This window comes from Pseudomonas sp. GL-R-26, assembly GCF_019947365.1.
In the GTDB taxonomy this organism is placed as follows: domain Bacteria; phylum Pseudomonadota; class Gammaproteobacteria; order Pseudomonadales; family Pseudomonadaceae; genus Aquipseudomonas.
Genome location: NZ_JAGYGI010000026.1, coordinates 44,747 through 61,846, shown reverse-complemented (window position 1 = coordinate 61,846; position 17,100 = coordinate 44,747). Strand labels below are relative to the sequence as shown.

The 17,100-nt window shown below is 58.4% G+C and carries 16 protein-coding genes and 1 pseudogene; 6 read left to right on the top strand and 11 right to left on the bottom strand.

The window, feature by feature from the left end:
- Positions 1-40 precede the first annotated feature (40 nt).
- Positions 41-853, top strand: a complete 813-nt coding sequence (locus tag KGA96_RS23200) for a class I SAM-dependent methyltransferase (protein WP_046040307.1) — start codon at positions 41-43, stop codon at positions 851-853.
- A 208-nt stretch (positions 854-1,061) separates the two neighbouring features.
- Here KGA96_RS23200 and KGA96_RS23195 read toward each other — a convergent pair.
- Positions 1,062-1,424, bottom strand: a pseudogene (locus tag KGA96_RS23195) (DUF6124 family protein).
- Positions 1,425-2,011: 587 nt separating this feature from the next.
- Between KGA96_RS23195 and KGA96_RS23190 the strand changes: the two are divergent.
- The 4 genes from KGA96_RS23190 (at position 2,012) to KGA96_RS23175 (ending at position 5,397) form a co-directional block, all read left to right on the top strand.
- Positions 2,012-2,506, top strand: a complete 495-nt coding sequence (locus KGA96_RS23190; protein ID WP_046040309.1) for a hypothetical protein — start codon at positions 2,012-2,014, stop codon at positions 2,504-2,506.
- Positions 2,506-3,588 carry a polymorphic toxin type 44 domain-containing protein gene (locus KGA96_RS23185; protein WP_052960553.1) on the top strand — a complete coding sequence of 361 codons (1,083 nt, stop codon included), beginning with the start codon at positions 2,506-2,508 and terminating at the stop codon, positions 3,586-3,588. Before KGA96_RS23190 ends, KGA96_RS23185 begins: the two co-directional genes overlap by 1 nt.
- Before the next feature lie 797 nt (positions 3,589-4,385).
- Entirely contained in the window at positions 4,386-4,985 is a 600-nt protein-coding gene (locus tag KGA96_RS23180) for a polymorphic toxin type 44 domain-containing protein (protein WP_052960554.1), read from the top strand.
- A gap of 37 nt (positions 4,986-5,022) precedes the next feature.
- Positions 5,023-5,397, top strand: coding sequence for a hypothetical protein (locus KGA96_RS23175; RefSeq protein WP_223515088.1), 375 nt, complete (start codon positions 5,023-5,025; stop codon positions 5,395-5,397).
- Positions 5,398-5,545: 148 nt separating this feature from the next.
- Here the strand turns inward: KGA96_RS23175 and KGA96_RS23170 are convergent, their stop codons facing one another.
- A complete protein-coding gene (locus KGA96_RS23170) occupies positions 5,546-5,932 on the bottom strand; it encodes a DUF488 domain-containing protein (protein ID WP_046040310.1) in 387 nt (128 codons plus the stop codon).
- 2 nt (positions 5,933-5,934) lie between these two features.
- The gene (pcsA, locus tag KGA96_RS23165) at positions 5,935-6,657 is read right to left on the bottom strand and encodes a phosphatidylcholine synthase (protein WP_046040311.1); all 723 of its coding nucleotides are present in this window, start codon (positions 6,655-6,657) and stop codon (positions 5,935-5,937) included.
- Between the two features lie 257 nt (positions 6,658-6,914).
- Between pcsA and KGA96_RS23160 the strand changes: the two genes are divergently transcribed.
- Complete coding sequence (locus tag KGA96_RS23160; RefSeq protein WP_223515085.1) at positions 6,915-7,646, top strand: tellurite resistance TerB family protein; 732 nt, start codon at positions 6,915-6,917, stop codon at positions 7,644-7,646.
- A 102-nt stretch (positions 7,647-7,748) separates the two neighbouring features.
- Here KGA96_RS23160 and KGA96_RS23155 read toward each other — a convergent pair whose 3' ends face one another.
- The 8 genes from KGA96_RS23155 to potE all read right to left on the bottom strand — a co-directional run bounded on the left by KGA96_RS23155 (position 7,749) and on the right by potE (position 16,939).
- Positions 7,749-8,423: a DUF3313 domain-containing protein gene (locus tag KGA96_RS23155; RefSeq protein WP_223515083.1), complete on the bottom strand. Its 675-nt coding sequence runs from the start codon at positions 8,421-8,423 to the stop codon at positions 7,749-7,751.
- A 50-nt stretch (positions 8,424-8,473) separates the two neighbouring features.
- On the bottom strand, positions 8,474-9,742 hold the full coding sequence (locus KGA96_RS23150; protein ID WP_046040315.1) for an OmpP1/FadL family transporter: 1,269 nt from the start codon (positions 9,740-9,742) through the stop codon (positions 8,474-8,476).
- A gap of 68 nt (positions 9,743-9,810) precedes the next feature.
- Positions 9,811-11,424, bottom strand: a complete 1,614-nt coding sequence (locus KGA96_RS23145; RefSeq protein WP_046040316.1) for an arylsulfatase — start codon at positions 11,422-11,424, stop codon at positions 9,811-9,813.
- A gap of 216 nt (positions 11,425-11,640) precedes the next feature.
- Positions 11,641-11,922, bottom strand: a complete 282-nt coding sequence (locus tag KGA96_RS23140) for a DUF3303 domain-containing protein (RefSeq protein WP_046040318.1) — start codon at positions 11,920-11,922, stop codon at positions 11,641-11,643.
- 204 nt (positions 11,923-12,126) lie between these two features.
- Positions 12,127-12,666 (bottom strand): HD domain-containing protein, encoded by a 540-nt coding sequence (locus KGA96_RS23135; RefSeq protein WP_046040320.1) that lies wholly within the window; start codon positions 12,664-12,666, stop codon positions 12,127-12,129.
- Positions 12,666-13,067, bottom strand: coding sequence for a hypothetical protein (locus KGA96_RS23130; RefSeq protein WP_046040322.1), 402 nt, complete (start codon positions 13,065-13,067; stop codon positions 12,666-12,668). Before KGA96_RS23130 ends, KGA96_RS23135 begins: the two co-directional genes overlap by 1 nt.
- Before the next feature lie 180 nt (positions 13,068-13,247).
- Positions 13,248-15,533: an Orn/Lys/Arg decarboxylase N-terminal domain-containing protein gene (locus KGA96_RS23125; RefSeq protein WP_223515080.1), complete on the bottom strand. Its 2,286-nt coding sequence runs from the start codon at positions 15,531-15,533 to the stop codon at positions 13,248-13,250.
- Positions 15,530-16,939 (bottom strand): putrescine-ornithine antiporter, encoded by a 1,410-nt coding sequence (potE, locus tag KGA96_RS23120; protein ID WP_046040324.1) that lies wholly within the window; start codon positions 16,937-16,939, stop codon positions 15,530-15,532. The genes KGA96_RS23125 and potE overlap by 4 nt, the downstream gene beginning before the upstream one ends.
- Positions 16,940-17,100: the final 161 nt, after the last annotated feature.

Here is a 17,100-nt window from a genome sequence, read left to right as displayed (position 1 = left end):
CGCCAGGCGCGATTCGTGTTTCAACCCAGAGACCGTCTCCATGAGTACACCCATTGATCTGACTGCCTTGAAAAACCGCCAGATGGCCTCCTGGGCCAGCGGCGACTACGCCGTGATCGGCACCACCCTGCAGATCGTCGGCGAGCAACTGGCCGAAGCCTGCGACCTGTTGTGCGATGAGCGCGTGCTCGATGTTGCCGCCGGCAACGGCAACGCAACCCTCGCGGCTGCCCGCCGTGGCTGCCAGGTGACGTCCACCGACTACGTCGCTGCCTTGCTCGAACGCGGTGAAGAACGGGCCCGGGCAGAACGCTTCAACGTCTCCTTCCAGGTCGCCGATGCCGAAGCCTTGCCCTTTGCCGACGGCAGTTTTGATGCCGTGCTGTCGACCTTCGGCGTGATGTTCACACCGGACCAGCCCAAGGCCGCCGCGGAACTGGCGCGGGTGTGTCGCCCGGGCGGGCGGATCGGCCTGGCCAACTGGACGCCGGAAGGATTCGTCGGCCAGATGTTCAAGACCCTGGGCCAGCACCTGCCACCCCCTCCTGGTGCGAATCCGCCCTCACGCTGGGGCAGCGAAGCCTGGCTGCACGAGCATTTCGACGAGCGTGAGTTCCTGCTCCAGGTGACGCGCCGCACGTTCAATTTCCGCTATCGCTCAGCGGCGCATTTCATCGACACCTTCCGCGAATGGTACGGGCCGGTGCACAAGGCCTTCGCTGCGCTGCCCGCGGATGGCGCCAAGGCCCTGGAGACCGACTTGACCGAGCTGATCAACCGGATGAACCGGGCGGGCGACAATTCGTTGGTGGTACCGAGTGAATACCTGGAGGTGGTGATCACGCGGCGGTGATCGATAACAATGCAAAACCCTCTGTAGGAGCGAGCTTGCTCGCGATGGTCTTCCAGTCGCAGTTTCTGTGGCTGATACACCGCTTTCGCGAGCAAGCTCGCTCCTACACGCAAAAACGGCGCCCGAAGGTGCCGTTTTTGTTCGTGCCTGTTCCTGTAAACGGAGATCAGAAAATCAGGTCAAGCGACTCGGTCAAAGGCAGCGGCGGTTACTCATGTGGGTCAAGTTGGTCCAGCGCGCGATTCACCGCCAGCTCGCCCAGCATGATGACTTGCGCAATGCCGAGCAGGGAGTTGCGCCTGGGGCCTTCCATATGATCCGCCAGATCCATGGTCATGACATTGGCCGAAGCCAGTGATTCGCATGCATGGGCCAGCAGGGTTTCTGCATCGAGCTCTGGGTTGACGAAGAACATCGTGCCGACTGAGCGCGGAATGTCCATGATGGGGACGTCTGGCTTCAGGTCTTAGTCGAGCGGCTGCTCGGCGTCTACGTGAGATTTTTCTGAAGCGGCGTTTTCGTACGGGGATGGCGGATCGGTCTCCGGCGGATTGGGTGTGACCTTGAACATAGATGGAACTCCGACGCTATTTAAAAGGAGCCATCACCGCCTCGCTACCAAACGAAGGGTGGCGACCATACGAAGGTTGGTAGACCGGGCATCGGAACCGGCGCCCCCGAAGGAGCCCTGCGCATGGTCACCATAAAAACACCGCCCAGACACTGGGCAGTAAAGGTGACGCTATGCGTCGATGCTACGGGCCTACCAAGCCCGATCACTGATTTTTCAATGACCGGCAAACGATAGAACCCAAGCCCACGACGCACAAGCCGGCGGATTCTGTCGCACCGGTAGGCAACGGCGCAAGGTGGTGTAGCTTTCAGGAAGTAATTTCCCAAGCGATTAAACGGGCGCGTTTAAATTTCTTTGAGTGGGCCTCCACTGCGCGAAAAATTAACTTATGGAACTATCGCTGTAGGAAATGGGTTGTTGGTTATTGCGAAAATTCCTATTCGTTCATTTGGCTATGCCATTGGATTGCTTTCAGCACGCGTCCCACCGTCTTATTCGTCGTCGCCCAATATTTTCTTTGCTCAGCGCTTCTGCCGAGACGAGAGAGAAGGCAACTCAAATCGATGACGATAAGGAAGTTGTAAATGAATGCACCTCTGCACCCCTTGTATACCAACGAAGTTTCTCCTGAATTTCTCCGCAGTCTGGACAACTCGCCTTTCACCGAGGAGCAACTTGCGCAATTTGCCGAGGAGGCCCGGGCGATCATTGATCAGCAGCGTGCTTACGTTGAAACACATCCACCTCGCGCTATTTACCGAGTCGCATCCGAGGGCAGTCAGACCCGTGACGGCGGGGTGATCCAGCAAGCGACGTCGCCGCTGGAGTTCATATTGGACAGCGGTCAAAAAGTACGTGGAGCGCAGAAAGGCGATTTCGTCGTGTATGCCGATGGCAGGACGGCGCAGATCGTAACGACAGCAGGCGAAGAGAATAGCCATCTGGCGCTGGTCGGTAGTCGTCTGTGCAATGGCGACGAGATCATCAATACATCCCAAGGCATTTGCATGTACGTGGCGCGTGAAGGCGTGCCCATGGGAGAGGATTTTCTGCCCTCCATAGAGGGAGTAGAGAACTAATGGAGAAAGGATATTTCATCGGCCTGCATGACAAGACCACCTGCGGCGGCAAAGTGCTGGATGGTGACACCCGAATCATGATGTACGGTATCGCTCATGCGCGCGAAGGTGATCGGGTCACTTGCGGCAAAGATGGCAAGACTTATCAGATTGTCGGTGGTATTTCACACAAGATCAGCCATGGCAAAGCTATGGCTGGCACGCTGGATAGTCACAGTAATTGTCCCTGCAAAGCCCAACTGATTCCCTCGGTGTTTACGGCCAGCTATCAAAATGAGGCAAGCCCCATGCGGAGTGCTATCAGGGCCGCCGCTCCTCCGACGACCCAAACGGATAGCAGGTTTACAACGAATCCCCAGATGACAGGTCTGAAACCTGCAGCGAAGGTCACGGCCTCTCTTGGCAATCCTGCTTCTTGCAATCACCCGGACCGAATGGAAGAACTGGCCAGCTACATAGCCAATGAGATGAACCGGAACATCACCCACCCTTCGGTTCCGAAAATGAAGGAGCTGAACAGCTATGACCCGGTGGCTGAAAATAATAAATACATGGAGATCCCGTTTTACCTGCGACTCGGCCACCAACCCAATTTCCACAGCATCGCCCTTGTCAAGCAAGCCGAGGCGTTTGCGCTGTGGACAGAGCGGGTCGGGCAGAATCGGCCCTGGGATCATAAACCGAAGATAAAGGTTCAGTTCGGGGGCGATGTTCGCCATAAACAGGGGAAATATGATTATTTTTACGATATTTGGTCGAATATTCATTATGGATATGTAGGAATGGCTGCAGGTTTTTCGGAGCAGGTGTTATTGGATGGTGCAGGTGCTGAGCAGATCATTTCCGACACGGTACGTAAGTTTCAAGATTGGGAAAATAAGCCAGGGCCTCATCGCTCAGATGACATAAAGGGATTAAGGGCGTGGGATGACATTCCAGACAGAAAGTCTATAACTATTGGCGTGAGCCTCTTCAAAGCTTATTCAACCGGTGGGGTCAGCGCCAAGATAATTATGGATGAAGTGCTTGCAGGTGATCCTTCTGATTGGGGGAAGGGTATAAGTGTCCACAACTGCAAATAAAAAGGCTCGCTTTTATCTCAAGCGCAGACTGTTAACGCTATTGCTGCTTATTTATCTTGTCTGGTACGTCACCGTCCCGAGGGTAAAAATCTATTTCTCGGAAGAAGGAAATGGGAAGATGGAATTTATCCTAAATACTCAACACGATATCTTTAGAGGTGACATTTCTCCCGGCGAATCTACAGGGGGGGCTGGCCATCTTTTTCCCGATGATGATTTCTTTATGCGGCTTGACTGGACGGCCTCAAATAAAAGTCATTGTGTAATGATAAGCCCTAGCTGGCCAACGACCAGTATCTACATCGCAGCGGATGGGGTTCTCGACAAAAGCCCAAGCAGCAGTACGGATTCGGATCGCTTGAAACAATGCATCACGGATACCGCGAGCCCATAGAAAGGTGCCGTTTTTTTTCTGCCTTTTCCATCGCCTTCGCGAGCAGGCTCGCTCCCACAATTAATCGCAGGCACTCACAAAGGCGGAGTACTCAGGAGATCCACTGTGGGAGCGGGCTTGCCCGCGAAGAGGTTATCCCAGGCAACCAAGTTCTCCAGCCCGAACGCACTTATCAGGACAACAAATCATCTGTGGCGAGGGAGCTTGCTCCCGTTTACTTGCGAAGCAGGTGCCTTGATTCAGGCTGCCTGTGACATTGGGTTCATTGCTATCGGTACCGCTACGCCATCCAGCGGGAGAACCGAGCCATCAAGCACAGGGTGACTATCAGGCGCAGATATTAGAAGACGCCGATATCGCTGGAAAAATGAATCGAAAAATCCAGCGTCCGGCCGTGCTGTAAATGAAGGAATTGATCAACTATGAAAGTAGCGCAGCCGCCAGGAAATTTCTGGAACTACCATGGTACGCCAGACTGGCTGGACCACCGAATTTCAACGCTATCGCGTTGGCGAAGAAGCTTGAGGCGATGGCGATCTGGACTAAACAAGTGGGTCAAAATATGGAGTGGGATCATAAGCCGAAGCTTCGTGAACTATTCCCCGGAGTCCGGCACAAGCAAGGGAAGTACCTGTACTACTACGATATTTGGTCGAACATCCACTACGGTTATGTCGGAATCATAGGGGGGCTTTCCGAAAGCTTGCTGCTAGACGGCGCAGGGGCCGAACAAATTGCATCAGATACCTTGCGCAAGGCCGAAGAGTTACGAACAACCCCCAAAAAGGATAGAGAACTCCCTGGCCCTCGTCCTACAGCCAGCCCTTGGACTCAATTGCGATCATGGGATGATGTAGCTGATAGAGTGTCGATAAGTATCGGTATAAAGCTCGCCAATCAGCACCCTAATGGCGGGATAACAGCGCAGATGATCATGAATAAAGTGTTGGCGGTAGCTCCAGAGAATTGGGGAGATGGAGTCAGTGTCCACGTCTGTAAATAAACCACGATTTCGGTACATAGGATGGCTATGGATTCCATTGTTTCCGCTGCTGGTACTGCAGTTGATGGCCCTATGGAATATTTATGTTCTACCCAGCGCAACCGTCAATTATTCCAAGGATGCCGAGCGGGGATTGCGGTACACATGGAACGTCCAAGACCGGATATACAGGGGACGGATGTCTCCCGGAGGTGCCACCAGTGACCACGGATATCTATTTCCGGATACCGAATTTTTCATGGAGTTTTCTTGGGCTGTTGAGAACGAGCGTTGGCACTGCATCAGCATCACACCGAAGTGGCCCAACATGCATATTTTCCTCGACGCCGACGGCAACATTGATATGCAGAAAGGAAGTGGTATTGATGTAGATAGGTTGAAAAAGTGCCAATGGGATTTGGTGAAACCATAATCGCAAACGGCACCGAAAGGTGCCGTTTCCGTTTGGGCTTGCTCACGATAGGGGGCGTCCAGTCGCAAGTGTTGTGACTGATACACCGCAATCGTCGGAATGCCGCCCGGAGCAAGCTCGCTCCTACGAGGGCCAGTGTTCAGACCAGCTAAACGACCTCCGCCCCCCGCGCCTCCAGCAATTCGCGCAACACCGACCGATGACAATGCGCTTCATCCTCGCAGTAACAGCCCACGGCCAGGGACGTTTGATGGGACAGCGCGGCCAGCAGGTCCAGTAACTGACTGGCCGCGGGCTGGCTCATCTCGGCCTTGAACTTGCGCCGGAACACCTCCCAGGCCTTGGCATCTTGCGCAGCCTTGGCCTCGGCCACCAGCTGCGCACTAGGCGACAGCAGCGGCTGCCAGACATCATAAAAGTCCAGACGGGCGAATTCGGCTTTCGGTACGCCACGGGGAGGGCGGCGGACTGTGCCCAGGCGCAAACCTTCGTCGGGTCGCCGGGGTGAACCGAGTTGGACGATATGGACCGCCATGGCTACTTGAGCCTCGATTCGTCGAACCACTCCAGCGCCGTGCGCCACAGGCAGATGCCCAGGAAGTACGCCGACATCAGCAGCCACAGCCCCATCACCAACGGATTGATCTGCGGATGGTTGAGCACCAGTGACAGGCTGCACAGCAACCAGATGGCCGTTACAGCAATGTTGATCGGCATGAACCGGCGCACGCGAAACGGGTGCAGGAACTTCATCCGGGTCACGGTCAGCAGCGCCAGGCCGATGACCGTGACGAAGGTGATCCACGGCGACGGGGCGATGATGTACAGGCACAGGGCAACTACGTTCCAGGCGGCGGGGAAACCCTGGAAGTAGTTGTCGGTGCTCTTCATGTTGACGTTGCAGAAGCAGAACAGCGACGACACCAGAATCAGCGACACGCTCAGCAGCAAGGTGTAGTCCGGCAACGGGATGTAGCGATAGATGAACAGTGCCGGGATAAACACGTACGTCAGGTAGTCGATCACCAGGTCGAGGATCGAGCCATCGAAACTCGGCAACACCGACTGCACGTTGACCTTGCGTGCCAGCGCACCGTCCAGTCCGTCGACGATCAGGGCGACACCCAGCCACAGCAGGCAATGGGTCGGCTGGTTATCCAGCAGGGACAGGGTGGCGAGGAAAGCGGTGACCACGCCAGTGGCGGTAAAGCCATGGGCGCCCCATGCTTTGAGCCTGGCGATGTACAGGGTTGAAATCACGGGGGCGTTCTCCAGTGAATGAAGCAAGCCAGTTGTCACCCCGCGTACGGGGCGGTGGCAAACCGGGTCGGGTTGCAGGTATCGACCGGGTATCCGGGAATAAGGTTCACCACCTATGAATCTTAGCTGCGCCCTAAAGAAATACCCCGGAGCAATCCGCGGTAGCGCGGGCGGGTCAGCCCAACGGTGCTGGCACATTCGCCGGCGGGGGCTATCGTTGCCTGACTGGATAAACGCCCTTCAAGAGGAAAAACGTCATGAACACCAGCGATCTGCTCGAACAATTACTGCGCGCCGGCCAGGGCTCGATGGCGCAACAGGGTGGCGCTGGCGCGTCGGCCCAGGGCGGGCTCGGCGATCTGGGTGGTTTGCTCGGCGGCTTGTTGGGCGGTGGTGCTGGTGCAGGTGGCGGCGGTGGTGGCGCAGGGTTGGGCGATTTGCTCGGTGGCTTGCTCGGCGGTGGTTCGCAGATGGGCGGCGCACCGCAAAGTCGTTCCGCTGGCGGCACCCATTATGCGGCGCTGGCGTCCCTGGGCATGATGGCGTTCCAGGCGTACCAGGCCTGGCAGCGCAGTCAGGCGTCAGCACCGCAAGAAGCGCCACGGACCGTGGACTTGCTGGCTGGCCCGGAGGCCGAGGAGCACAGCCATGCGATCCTGCGGGCATTGATTGCCGCGGCCAAGGCCGATGGCCGCATCGATGAAGCCGAGAAGCAGATGATCAGCACTGAAATCGGCCGTCACACCGACGATCCGCAATTGCAGCAATGGCTGGACGACGAGGTCGCCAAGCCACTGGACGCCAATGACGTCGCGCAATCGGCCACCGACCCCGGCATAGCTTCGGAGATGTATCTGGCCAGCGTGATGCTGGTGGACGACCAGCAGGACGCCGAGCGCAACTATCTGGATGAACTGGCCGCGGCGTTGCGGATCGACCCGCAGCTGCAATTGCATCTGGAGCAGCAGGCAAAGGGCAGAGCGGCCTGAATCGCCTTGGGCAACTGAAACGAGGGGATGAAGGAGTGACCGCAAGAGTCAGGAAGGAACTCCATGTGGCGAGGGAGCAAGCTCCCTCGCCACCTGAGCGTGTTACTTGAGGAACGCCTGGAAGTCGGTACCCAGTTTGTCGATCGCCGCCTTGAAGTCCTTGGCGGTAATCTTCTGGCTTTCGTTTTCCAGGGCGGTACCGAACACCTTGCGTACCACTTTGGCCACGGTCTGGTTGCTCTTCGCGTCGATGAACTCGGCTTCGATGAACAGGGTGGTGTCCTGGTCACGGTGACCGGTGGCTGCCTGAGTCGCCCCGACTATGGCCGCGACGGGGACCACTTCATACCACTTCATGCCTTCGTTCTCGGCATTCACCCCGGTAATCGCCGCACGCATGATCAGAGGGCGGGAACCCGCCGGAGCGGACGAGGTGTTGGACACTACGCGGTACTTCTGACCCAGGGAGGCCTTGGCCTTGCTGGTCATGTAGTTCTGAATGTCAGTCAGCGTCTGTTTGTTGACACGCTCGTCGGGTTTGGGGGCCGGGTAGAGCTCCAGTTTGTTGAACACCACGGTGTCATAGGCATTCGGGTTCCACGAAGGGCTGACCCAACGCATCGCGGTACCGCCGCTCGGCGTTTCGACTTCCTGCAGGTTGTTGTAGTTGGACAGGAAGCCTGAGTATTGCTCCTTCTCCGTCACTTTCGAGGTGCAACCGCCTAGCAGCAGGCTGGCCAGCGTGGCGCCGACGAGCAGTTTTCGGGACAGATTCATAGTGGTGTTTACTCCTTGGAAGAAATCTTCGTTCTTTTGTTTACAAGACATCAAAATCGCCAGGTCATGTTCCCGGTCAAAGCTTGAATCCAGGCATTGTCGAATTGACCGGATACTCGATCGCCCGATACGGATTTGGTCTGCTCAACCGGCATGTCGCCGAGCCAGACCATGGCCCAACTGACGTTGACATCGGTGTCCTTGTTCAGAGCATAGGTGGCTCCTGTGGCAATACGCCAGGATTCATTCATTGGCACCACCACACTGCGGTTGCTGTCCGAGACGGCGCTGCTGTCGTAGGCCACGCCGAAGTTCCACAACCACTGCTCGGTGGCCTGGTATTGTGCGCCAAGGGAGAGGTGCCAGGTGTCCTTGAAGCCGGCGTCGACCGTTTTCGATTGCGCTCCAAACGCGGTGGTGTCGACCTCTACGGCAATGTCGCCGAACTCCGACCAGTCCTGCCAGTTGGCCGAGGCCAGCAGCGCCCATTGCCGGTCCAGTTGCTGGAACAGGCTCAGGGTGACGGTTTGCGGCACCTTCATGTCCAGTTCGGTATTGGTGTTGTTCACGCGGTCCAGCAGCCGGCCATCGCCCTTCACGTCGAGCCGGTCCTCGAAGTCCAGGTCGACCTGGCTGGTGTAGGTCAGGCCGATGCGCGTGCCGGGTTGCGGGGCGTAGATCACGCCGACGTTGGCGCCATAGCCCCAGGTGTTGTCCCGGTACTTGTATTGGCCGTCAGCGCGGTCAGTGAAGCCGAAAGGGGAGCGGTCGATGGCGGTGTCGGCCTTCAACATGCCGTACATGGCCTTGATGCCAAGGCCCACCGACCACTGCTCGTTGAAGCGATACGCCACGCTGGGCACCAGCGACAAGCCGAGCAGGCTGGAGTTTTGTGCGAAGTAGCGGCCGGACCAGTCATTGTCGTAATTGACCGCCAGGCCGAAGTCACCGTACTGGCCGAAACCGACGCTCCAGTGCTCGTCCAGTTCATGGCTGATGAAGAAGCTGCCACCGGGAATCGGATCAAGGGCATTGCCACTGCCGCTGCCCGGGGTATTGCTGCCAGAGTCGCGGTCGAAGCTCAGGTCGCCGTACAGGACCTGCAGGCCGGCGGTGATTTGTGTACCGGGCAGAAAGCTCATGCCCGCGGGGTTGCTGGCGATGGTCGAGGGGCCTTGGGCACGGGCGGCGGCACCGGCGTTGGCCAGGCCGGCGTTATCGGTGCCGATTTCATAGAGCATGATGCCGCCGGCCCAGGCTTGCTGGCAGCACAGGGCAAGTAGCGCAGAGGCGGGCAGGGTAGTTGTTTTTATCTGCATTGAAATCCCTCAGCAATTGTCCATTTCGAATACGGGTGGACTGCACCAGCCACCCGTGGATTCGGCTGTTACTTGGCCATCTCTGCTCGAGCCTTGGCGATCTTGGCTTTAACCGAGTCGAGGTTGAAACTCGCGCCTTTTTGCATCGGCGGGAACTCGATCGCTGTTTCAGCCAGTTTGGCCACCTGCTGCTGGACGAACACGAAACGCCAGAATTGGAACTTGAACCAGTCGAAGTATTGTTGCGAACCCTGTGCGGCCTGATTTTCCGGCCAGCCCATGCGCTCGAATGGGTCGAGTCGAAGATTGGTCAGGTTCGGCACGTCCACATCAACTTTAGCCCCCAACCAGCCACCCGGTTGGTCAATGAAGCGATATTTGTAGTCGTCTATGCGCACTGCACCCAAGGAGCTTTCTCCGAAGTAGAAAACTTCATGTCGGTTCGACGGACCTTTTCCGGTGATCATTGGAGTTTGATCATAGCCGTCCAGGTGAACTTTGTAGGTGGTATCGCCCAATTGTTTGCCTTTGAGCAGTTCGGCGGTGATGTTCGGGTTGCCTGCCGCCGCGACCAGGGTCGGGAACCAGTCCATGCCGGACATGATGCCGTTGGCGATCTGATTGGCCGGCACCTTGCCTGGCCAGCGAATGATTGCCGGCACCCGGAAGCCACCTTCCATGACCGTGCCTTTGCCCATGGCGAACGGGGTGGTGCCGCCATCGGGCCAGGTGAAGTTTTCCGCACCGTTGTCGGTGGTGAAGATCACGATGGTGTTGTCGTCCATGCCGTCTTTCTTCAGCTTCGCCAGGACGTCGCCAACGATGTCATCGAGCTGCGCCATGCCGGCTTCCTGTTCCGACCAGCCATTCTGCGAGTTGCGCATGGCTTCGTACTTGTCGGACAGGTGCGTGACGATGTGCATGCGGGTCGGGTTGAGCCAGACGAAGAACGGTTTGTTGTCCTGCTTGGCCTTGTCGATGAAAGAGAAGGCCTTGTCGCGAATCTCCTCGTCGACAGTTTTCATCCGCTCCGGATAGAGCGTGCCGGCATCCTCGATTTTCTGCTTGCCCACCTTGCCCCAGCGCGGCATCACGGTCGTGTCATCGGTGGTGGAGGCCCAACTGTGGACCATGTTGCGTGGGCCGACGCTGTCCAGCAGCTCCTTCGGATAATTGGGGTGCGCCGGGTCTTCCATGGCGTCGAGGTGATAGAGGTAGCCGAAGAATTCATCGAAACCGTGGACGGTGGGCAGGAACTGGTTGAGGTCGCCCAAGTGGTTCTTGCCGAACTGGCCGGTGGCATACCCCATGGCCTTGAGCGCGGTCGCGATGGTGACGGCTTCGGCGGGAATCCCCACGGGCGAGCCGGCCTGGCCGACGGTGGTCATGCCCGTACGAATCGGCAGTTCGCCGGTGATGAAGTTGGCGCGTCCGGCGGTGCAACTGGCTTCGGCGTAGTAATCGGTGAAACGCATGCCTTCATTCGCCAGTTGGTCGAGGTTGGGGGTTCTGCCGGCCATCATGCCCTGGTTGTAGACGCCGATATTCGACCAGCCGATATCGTCGCCCATGATCACCAGGATGTTGGGGGCCTTGTCGGCGGCCAGGGCCTGACCGGGAAACGCCATTGCAGACAGCAACAGGGGGACTGCAAACATCGAGGATAAGGTTGTCCGGTTCATGTCGAGCTCCTGCGTACTAGCGTGAGTACATCGAGACGAGCCCCCAACCGTCGTTGAAATGCGTTACCCCCCGCGAAGAGAGTAGGTTTGAATTGCGAAATATCCAGTAATGAATAGTCAGAAAGTGAGTGTTTCAGGCACTTTTCTGCGAAATAGCGTTCCGCTAAAGCAGCCGCTCAAATCGGGCGGCGAGCGATACTCGCCGCCCTCCCTTCGTCATTTCCGGTCGGCAGTGGCGGCCAGCAATGGCGCGATTTGCTCATCGGTCAATGCGGCATGCACGTCCATGCTCATCAGGTCGTTCCACTCCAGTACCCATTTTTGAATCGGCACAAAATCACTCGCCTCGGCAATGCCGAAGCCGGCCGAACTCCCTACAGCGTGCCAGCGCCCGTGCATGGTGACGCCTGCGGGCGGTGCGCCACCGGTCTTGAGAAAACGTGCGATTGCGGCATCACGGTTGTCCGGGCTGATTGTCCAGCTGACGATGAATAACATCGGCCACCTCCTGTTGCACATCGGCACCTGTTGTCTGCGCGTACCTGGCTGGCGCCGGGGCCGTGGCCACGCTTGGGTTTCCAGTTCCGTCCTGGCTGGCTTGCGGCAAAATCTCCCAAGGAAGGCATAGCAGTGCCTCGCGATTCCTGTATGACCGCTGATCCTGTTCCGGTGCATTTTCGAGGGGGGTAACAGACGCCTGTTTCACCAGCGCAACATGGGCAGCGGGCGCAGCGGCGAGCGGATGAGTTGCCGGGCTGAAAGCTTCATCAGCATCGAGTGAAAACCGTGATCGGGAAAGGTCGCCTGCACGGTTTTGATGAAGCTGCGGGGCAAGCCGAAACGCACCAGACCCAGGGACACGTCCACCAGATCGGCCTGGCGGAAGGGTTCGACGCTGTCGGCGTAGGCACCGCGATATCGGCGCAGCTTGTGATGCTCAAGTATCAACGCGCTGACTTCATCCTTCAGTTCCGGCCGTTGCTGGTTGTCGAGGTACTCGGTGGCCAGGGCAATGGACGGCGGCAGGTAGTCGAGGGTGTCATCGGTCCAGATACCCATGTCATGAAACGCCGCCGCGATTTGTACGGCGTCCGGGGACAGGCCATCGGCACCGCGCAGGGCACCATGGAAATTCAGCACTCGGTAAATGTGGTTGCGGTAGCCCTGCAGGTCGGCCCCGATGGCCAGGGCGAACGAGGTGAGAATCTCGTCGGTGAGGGGGAATTCGAGAGGAGGTTTCATCAGGCGTCACGCAACAGGTCGTTGGCATTGAGCAGGTCGTAGGCGATCTCCGGGCGCTTTTCCAAGGCCCGGCGGATGGCGGCGGGGATGTTGGCGCGGGTCTTGCGACACAGCCCCGGCAGTTCACCAACCTGGATACCGATGCCGCGCATGGTGCGCACTTCGTTGAAACCGGGGGCGATGTCCACGCGGATGCCCAACTGTTCGAGCATGCGCCGTTGCAGGTGCTCCAGATCGCTCAGGCTCTGCAGGTTCTCCAGGCGTTCGATCAGGCGTTTTTCTTCGTTGCGGGTCAGAAACAGAATGCGCAGGTCCGCCCCTGGTGTTTCCAGCAACGGGTCACGCCCGCAGTCGCAGGCGCCGGGCGGGCAGGGTGAGCGGATCGCAGCGGTGGTGGTCATGGGGATCAATCATAGAGCGCTGTGATCGAGTTTGCCCATAGGGATTTTTTGGGGGATGCAAAGCAATGTGGGAGCGAGCTTGCTCGCGATGGCGTCGTGTCAGGCAACAGTGATGTTGACTGCAAAAACGCTATCGCGAGCAGGCTCGCTCCCACAGGTGTTGCAGTGAAACTGCGTGACCTATTTCAGTACCAGCATCCGATAAACGCCGTCTTCGACTTCGATCCCGTGGGTGTCATGGGTGAAGCCGGGGAAGGATTTGTCGAAGGCTTCCAGTGCCTTGAGATACGCCAGCAACGGACCGTCCGCTGGGCCCGCGTTCTCTCCCGGCATGAGCAACGGGATACCTGGTGGATACGGCACGATACCGGTCGCGGCGAGGCGTCCGGCGGCTTCGTTGAGCGTCACCAGCTCGATGTCGTTGCGCACCAGTTTTTCGTAGGCCTCCACCGGGCTGAACTCGGCTTTTGGCAGGGTGCCGAAGGCCTGGGACATGTTGGCGGTGGTCTTGTGTTTCTTCATGGCGGCGAAGATTTCGTCGGCCAGATCCTTCAGGCCCATGCCGGCATAACGATGCTGGTTGGCGTTGTACAGGTCGGGCAGGCACAGCTCGAGCTCGGCGTTGTCGTCGTAGTCACGCTTGAAGTCGAGCAGGGCGTTGAGCAGCGTGCCCCACTTGCCTTTGGTGATGCCGATGGAGAACAGGAACAGGATGGTGAAGTCGGTAGTCTTCTCGACCACGATACCCTGACGACCCAGGTACGCCGTGACCACGCAGGCGGGGATGCCGTTGGCGAGCAGGTTGCCGTCGTCGCCCATGCCCGGGGCAAGTACCGAAACCTTGATCGGGTCGAGCATGCAGTAGCCGTCTTCGATGTCGCCGAAGCCGTGCCAGACCGCGTTCGGGTGCAGGACCCAGCAGTTCGGGTCGGTTTTCAGCGTGGCCGGGTCGACCTCATGGAACGGCACGGTCGCTGCGCCAACCTGTACGGTCGGCGGCTGCCAGCAGGTGAAGAACCAGTCATCCTTGCTCAGCATCTCGTTGTGCATGCGCGAGAGAACCTGGCGGAAACTGATGGCTTCTTCGATCGACTCGTTGGTGAGAATCTGCCCGCTCGGAGCTTCCATCATCGCCGAGCTGACGTCGCAGGAGGCCATGATCGCGTAGTTCGGCGAGGTCGAGGCGTGCATCATGTACGACTCGTTGAAGCGCGCATGTTCGATCGGGTTACGCCCGTTACGCACGTGGATCATCGAGGCCTGGGACAGTGCGGCCAGCAACTTGTGGGTCGACTGGGTGGCGAACACGGTCGGCTTGGACTTGTCGTGATCGGCCGGGTTGCCGTGCATGGCATGGCGTCCGCTGTACAGCGGGTTGAAGCGCGCATAACCGTACCAGGCTTCGTCGAAATGCAGACGATCCACGCTTTCGCCCAGCAACTCTTCGACGCGGGTGACGTTGTAGGTCAGGCCGTCGTAGGTGGAGTTGGTGACAATGGCGTGCACTGGCGTCGGGTCGATGCCTGCCTTGACCAGCGGGTTGTTGGCGATGGCGGCTTTCACGCCTTCGGCGCTCAGGGTCTGCGGCAGGATCGGGCCGATGATGCCGTAGCGGTTGCGGGTCGGTACCAGGTAGGTCGGAATCGCCCCGGACAGGGTCATCGCGTGCTCGGCGGACTTGTGGCAATTGCGGTCGCACAGGGCGATCTGGTTGCGCGTGACGCTGGCCATGAGGATGACGCGGTTGGACATCGACGAGCCGTTGGTCACGTAGTACGTGCGGTGAGCACCGAAGACCTTGGCGGCATAGCGTTCGCCCTGGCCGATAGGGCCGCTGTGATCGAGCAGCGAACCGAGTTCGCCCACCGAGATCGACAGGTCGGAACGCAGCAGGTTCTCGCCGAAGAACTCGTAGAAGGCTCGGCCTGCGGTGCTTTTCAGGAACGCGGTGCCGCCGGCATGGCCGGGGGTGTGCCACGAGTATTCATAGCTGCGGGCAAACCTCACCAGCGCGCCGAACATCGGCGGCAGGGCGGCCTGGCGATAGCGTTCGATGGCCGCCAGGATGCGCCCGCTGAGGAAACGGGAGGTGTCCTCGGGCAGCCAGATGAAGTCGTCGGCGTGTTGCATGACCAATAACGGAATGGTCGACGCGGTGGTACGGTCACTGATCAGGAACACCGGCACCCGGGTGTTGCGCTCGCGCAGCTTGACCAACAGTTTGGTGCAGTCGGCGTGGCCTTCGCTGGTGTCCATTTCCCATCGGATGAGCACGCATTGAATGGCAGGGTCCGAGCGCAGGATCGAGGCGGCATCGGTGAGGCTTTCCGAGGCCAGTACGCTGACACCACGTCCCTCTACGTCGTGGACCAGTTGATCCAGGGCGCGGCCAAACACCGTTCGTTTGTCCGGCGGACTGCTGACCAGTAGCGCCAACATGCCCAGCGAGTGTTTATATTCCGTCATGCTTGAACCTCCATAGTGGCTGTATTCAGATTGTTCACCGGCACTGGCTCGGCAGTGAGGTGCTGCGCGCTGACGGTTTGCGTCGGTACGCTATTGTTGAGTGCTTCGAGGCGGATCAGACGGTTGTTGACGAAGCCGAACAAGGTGTAACCAACGATCGTGGCCACGCCGCCCAGCATCAGGGCCTGCTCACCGGAACTGTACAGCGCCAGGTAGCTGTAGGCCGCCGCGATCAGGGCAATGACGTTGGTCACCAGTGCCTTGCCTTCCGGCACGTTGGAGACTTTCTGCATGGTCATCAGCGCGGCCATGGACAGGATGTAAGGCACCAGGTTGGTCACCACCGCGAGATTGACCAGGGTATCGAACTGCTTGCTCAAGTCGGGGCTGATGGTGAGCAGGGCCAGCGCGGTCTGTGCGGCGAGCAGTACCAGCATGCCGACAATCGGTGTGCCCGCCTTGTTGGCCTTGGCGAAGATCGACAGGAAGTAACCGGTGTCGGCCGAGCTTTTGTACACCTGGGCAATCGTGAACTGCCAGCCCAGCAACGAACCGATGCAGGCGAGCACCATCGCTGCCATCACGATGTCGCCAACCATTGGAGTGAACATCTTGGCGAACACCAGGCCGAACGGCGCGGTGGACGCGACCAGTTCTTCGTTGCCGACGATACCGAAGATGACGTTGGTGGAAACGATGTAGATCACCGCTGCACCCAAGGTGCCGCCCAGCACCGCAATCGGTACGTTGCGCTCAGGGTTTTCCACCGCGTCGGTGTTGGCGCAAGCCGATTCCAGACCGAGGAAGGCCCACAGGGTAATTGCCACCGAGGCGCCTGCCGCTTCGAACCAACCCTTGTCGTGGGGGTTCCAGCCAGCGGCGTAAACGCTGCTGTCGAACCAGAACCAGCCCACCGTGGATACCAGCACCACCGGTGCAATTACACCCCAGACTGTGATCGCGCCAATCCGGCCGGTAATGCTCGCACCGCCAAAGTTGGCGAAGGTGGTGATCCACAACAGAGCAATAGTCGCCAAGCCTACTTGCAGTGAATCGAGTTTTATCCCGAACAACACCTGGATATAGCCGACCGCGGTAATACTGATCGCCACGTTGGCAATCAACAGCGAGAGACCGTAGGTGTAGTTGGTGATGTAGTTACCCGCTTTACCGAAGGTGTATTCGGCATAACCGCCCATGCCGCCGGTCTTTCGGCTGAGCATCCCGCATCGCGCAAAGGCGTAGGCCAGAGCGAGGGAACCGGTGGCCGTCACCAGCCAGGAGAGGATCGAAATCGCACCGACTTCCGCTAGTTTCGTCGGTAGTAGCACAATGCCTGAGCCCAACATGTTGACGGCGGTCAACATTGTCAGTTGCCCCACACTCATTTTCTTTGCGACTGACATTCCGTTGCCTCACTTAGTTGGCGATTGAGAACCTTAGCTATAGCAAAGGTTTGAAAACTCGCAAGAAATTGACGGCCCCCCCCATCCGGCTTTTTCATTTATTTGCAAAAAAGGCACGATGCTGGCCCCCAAGTTTCAAAGTTCTCTTCAAAATTACTTGG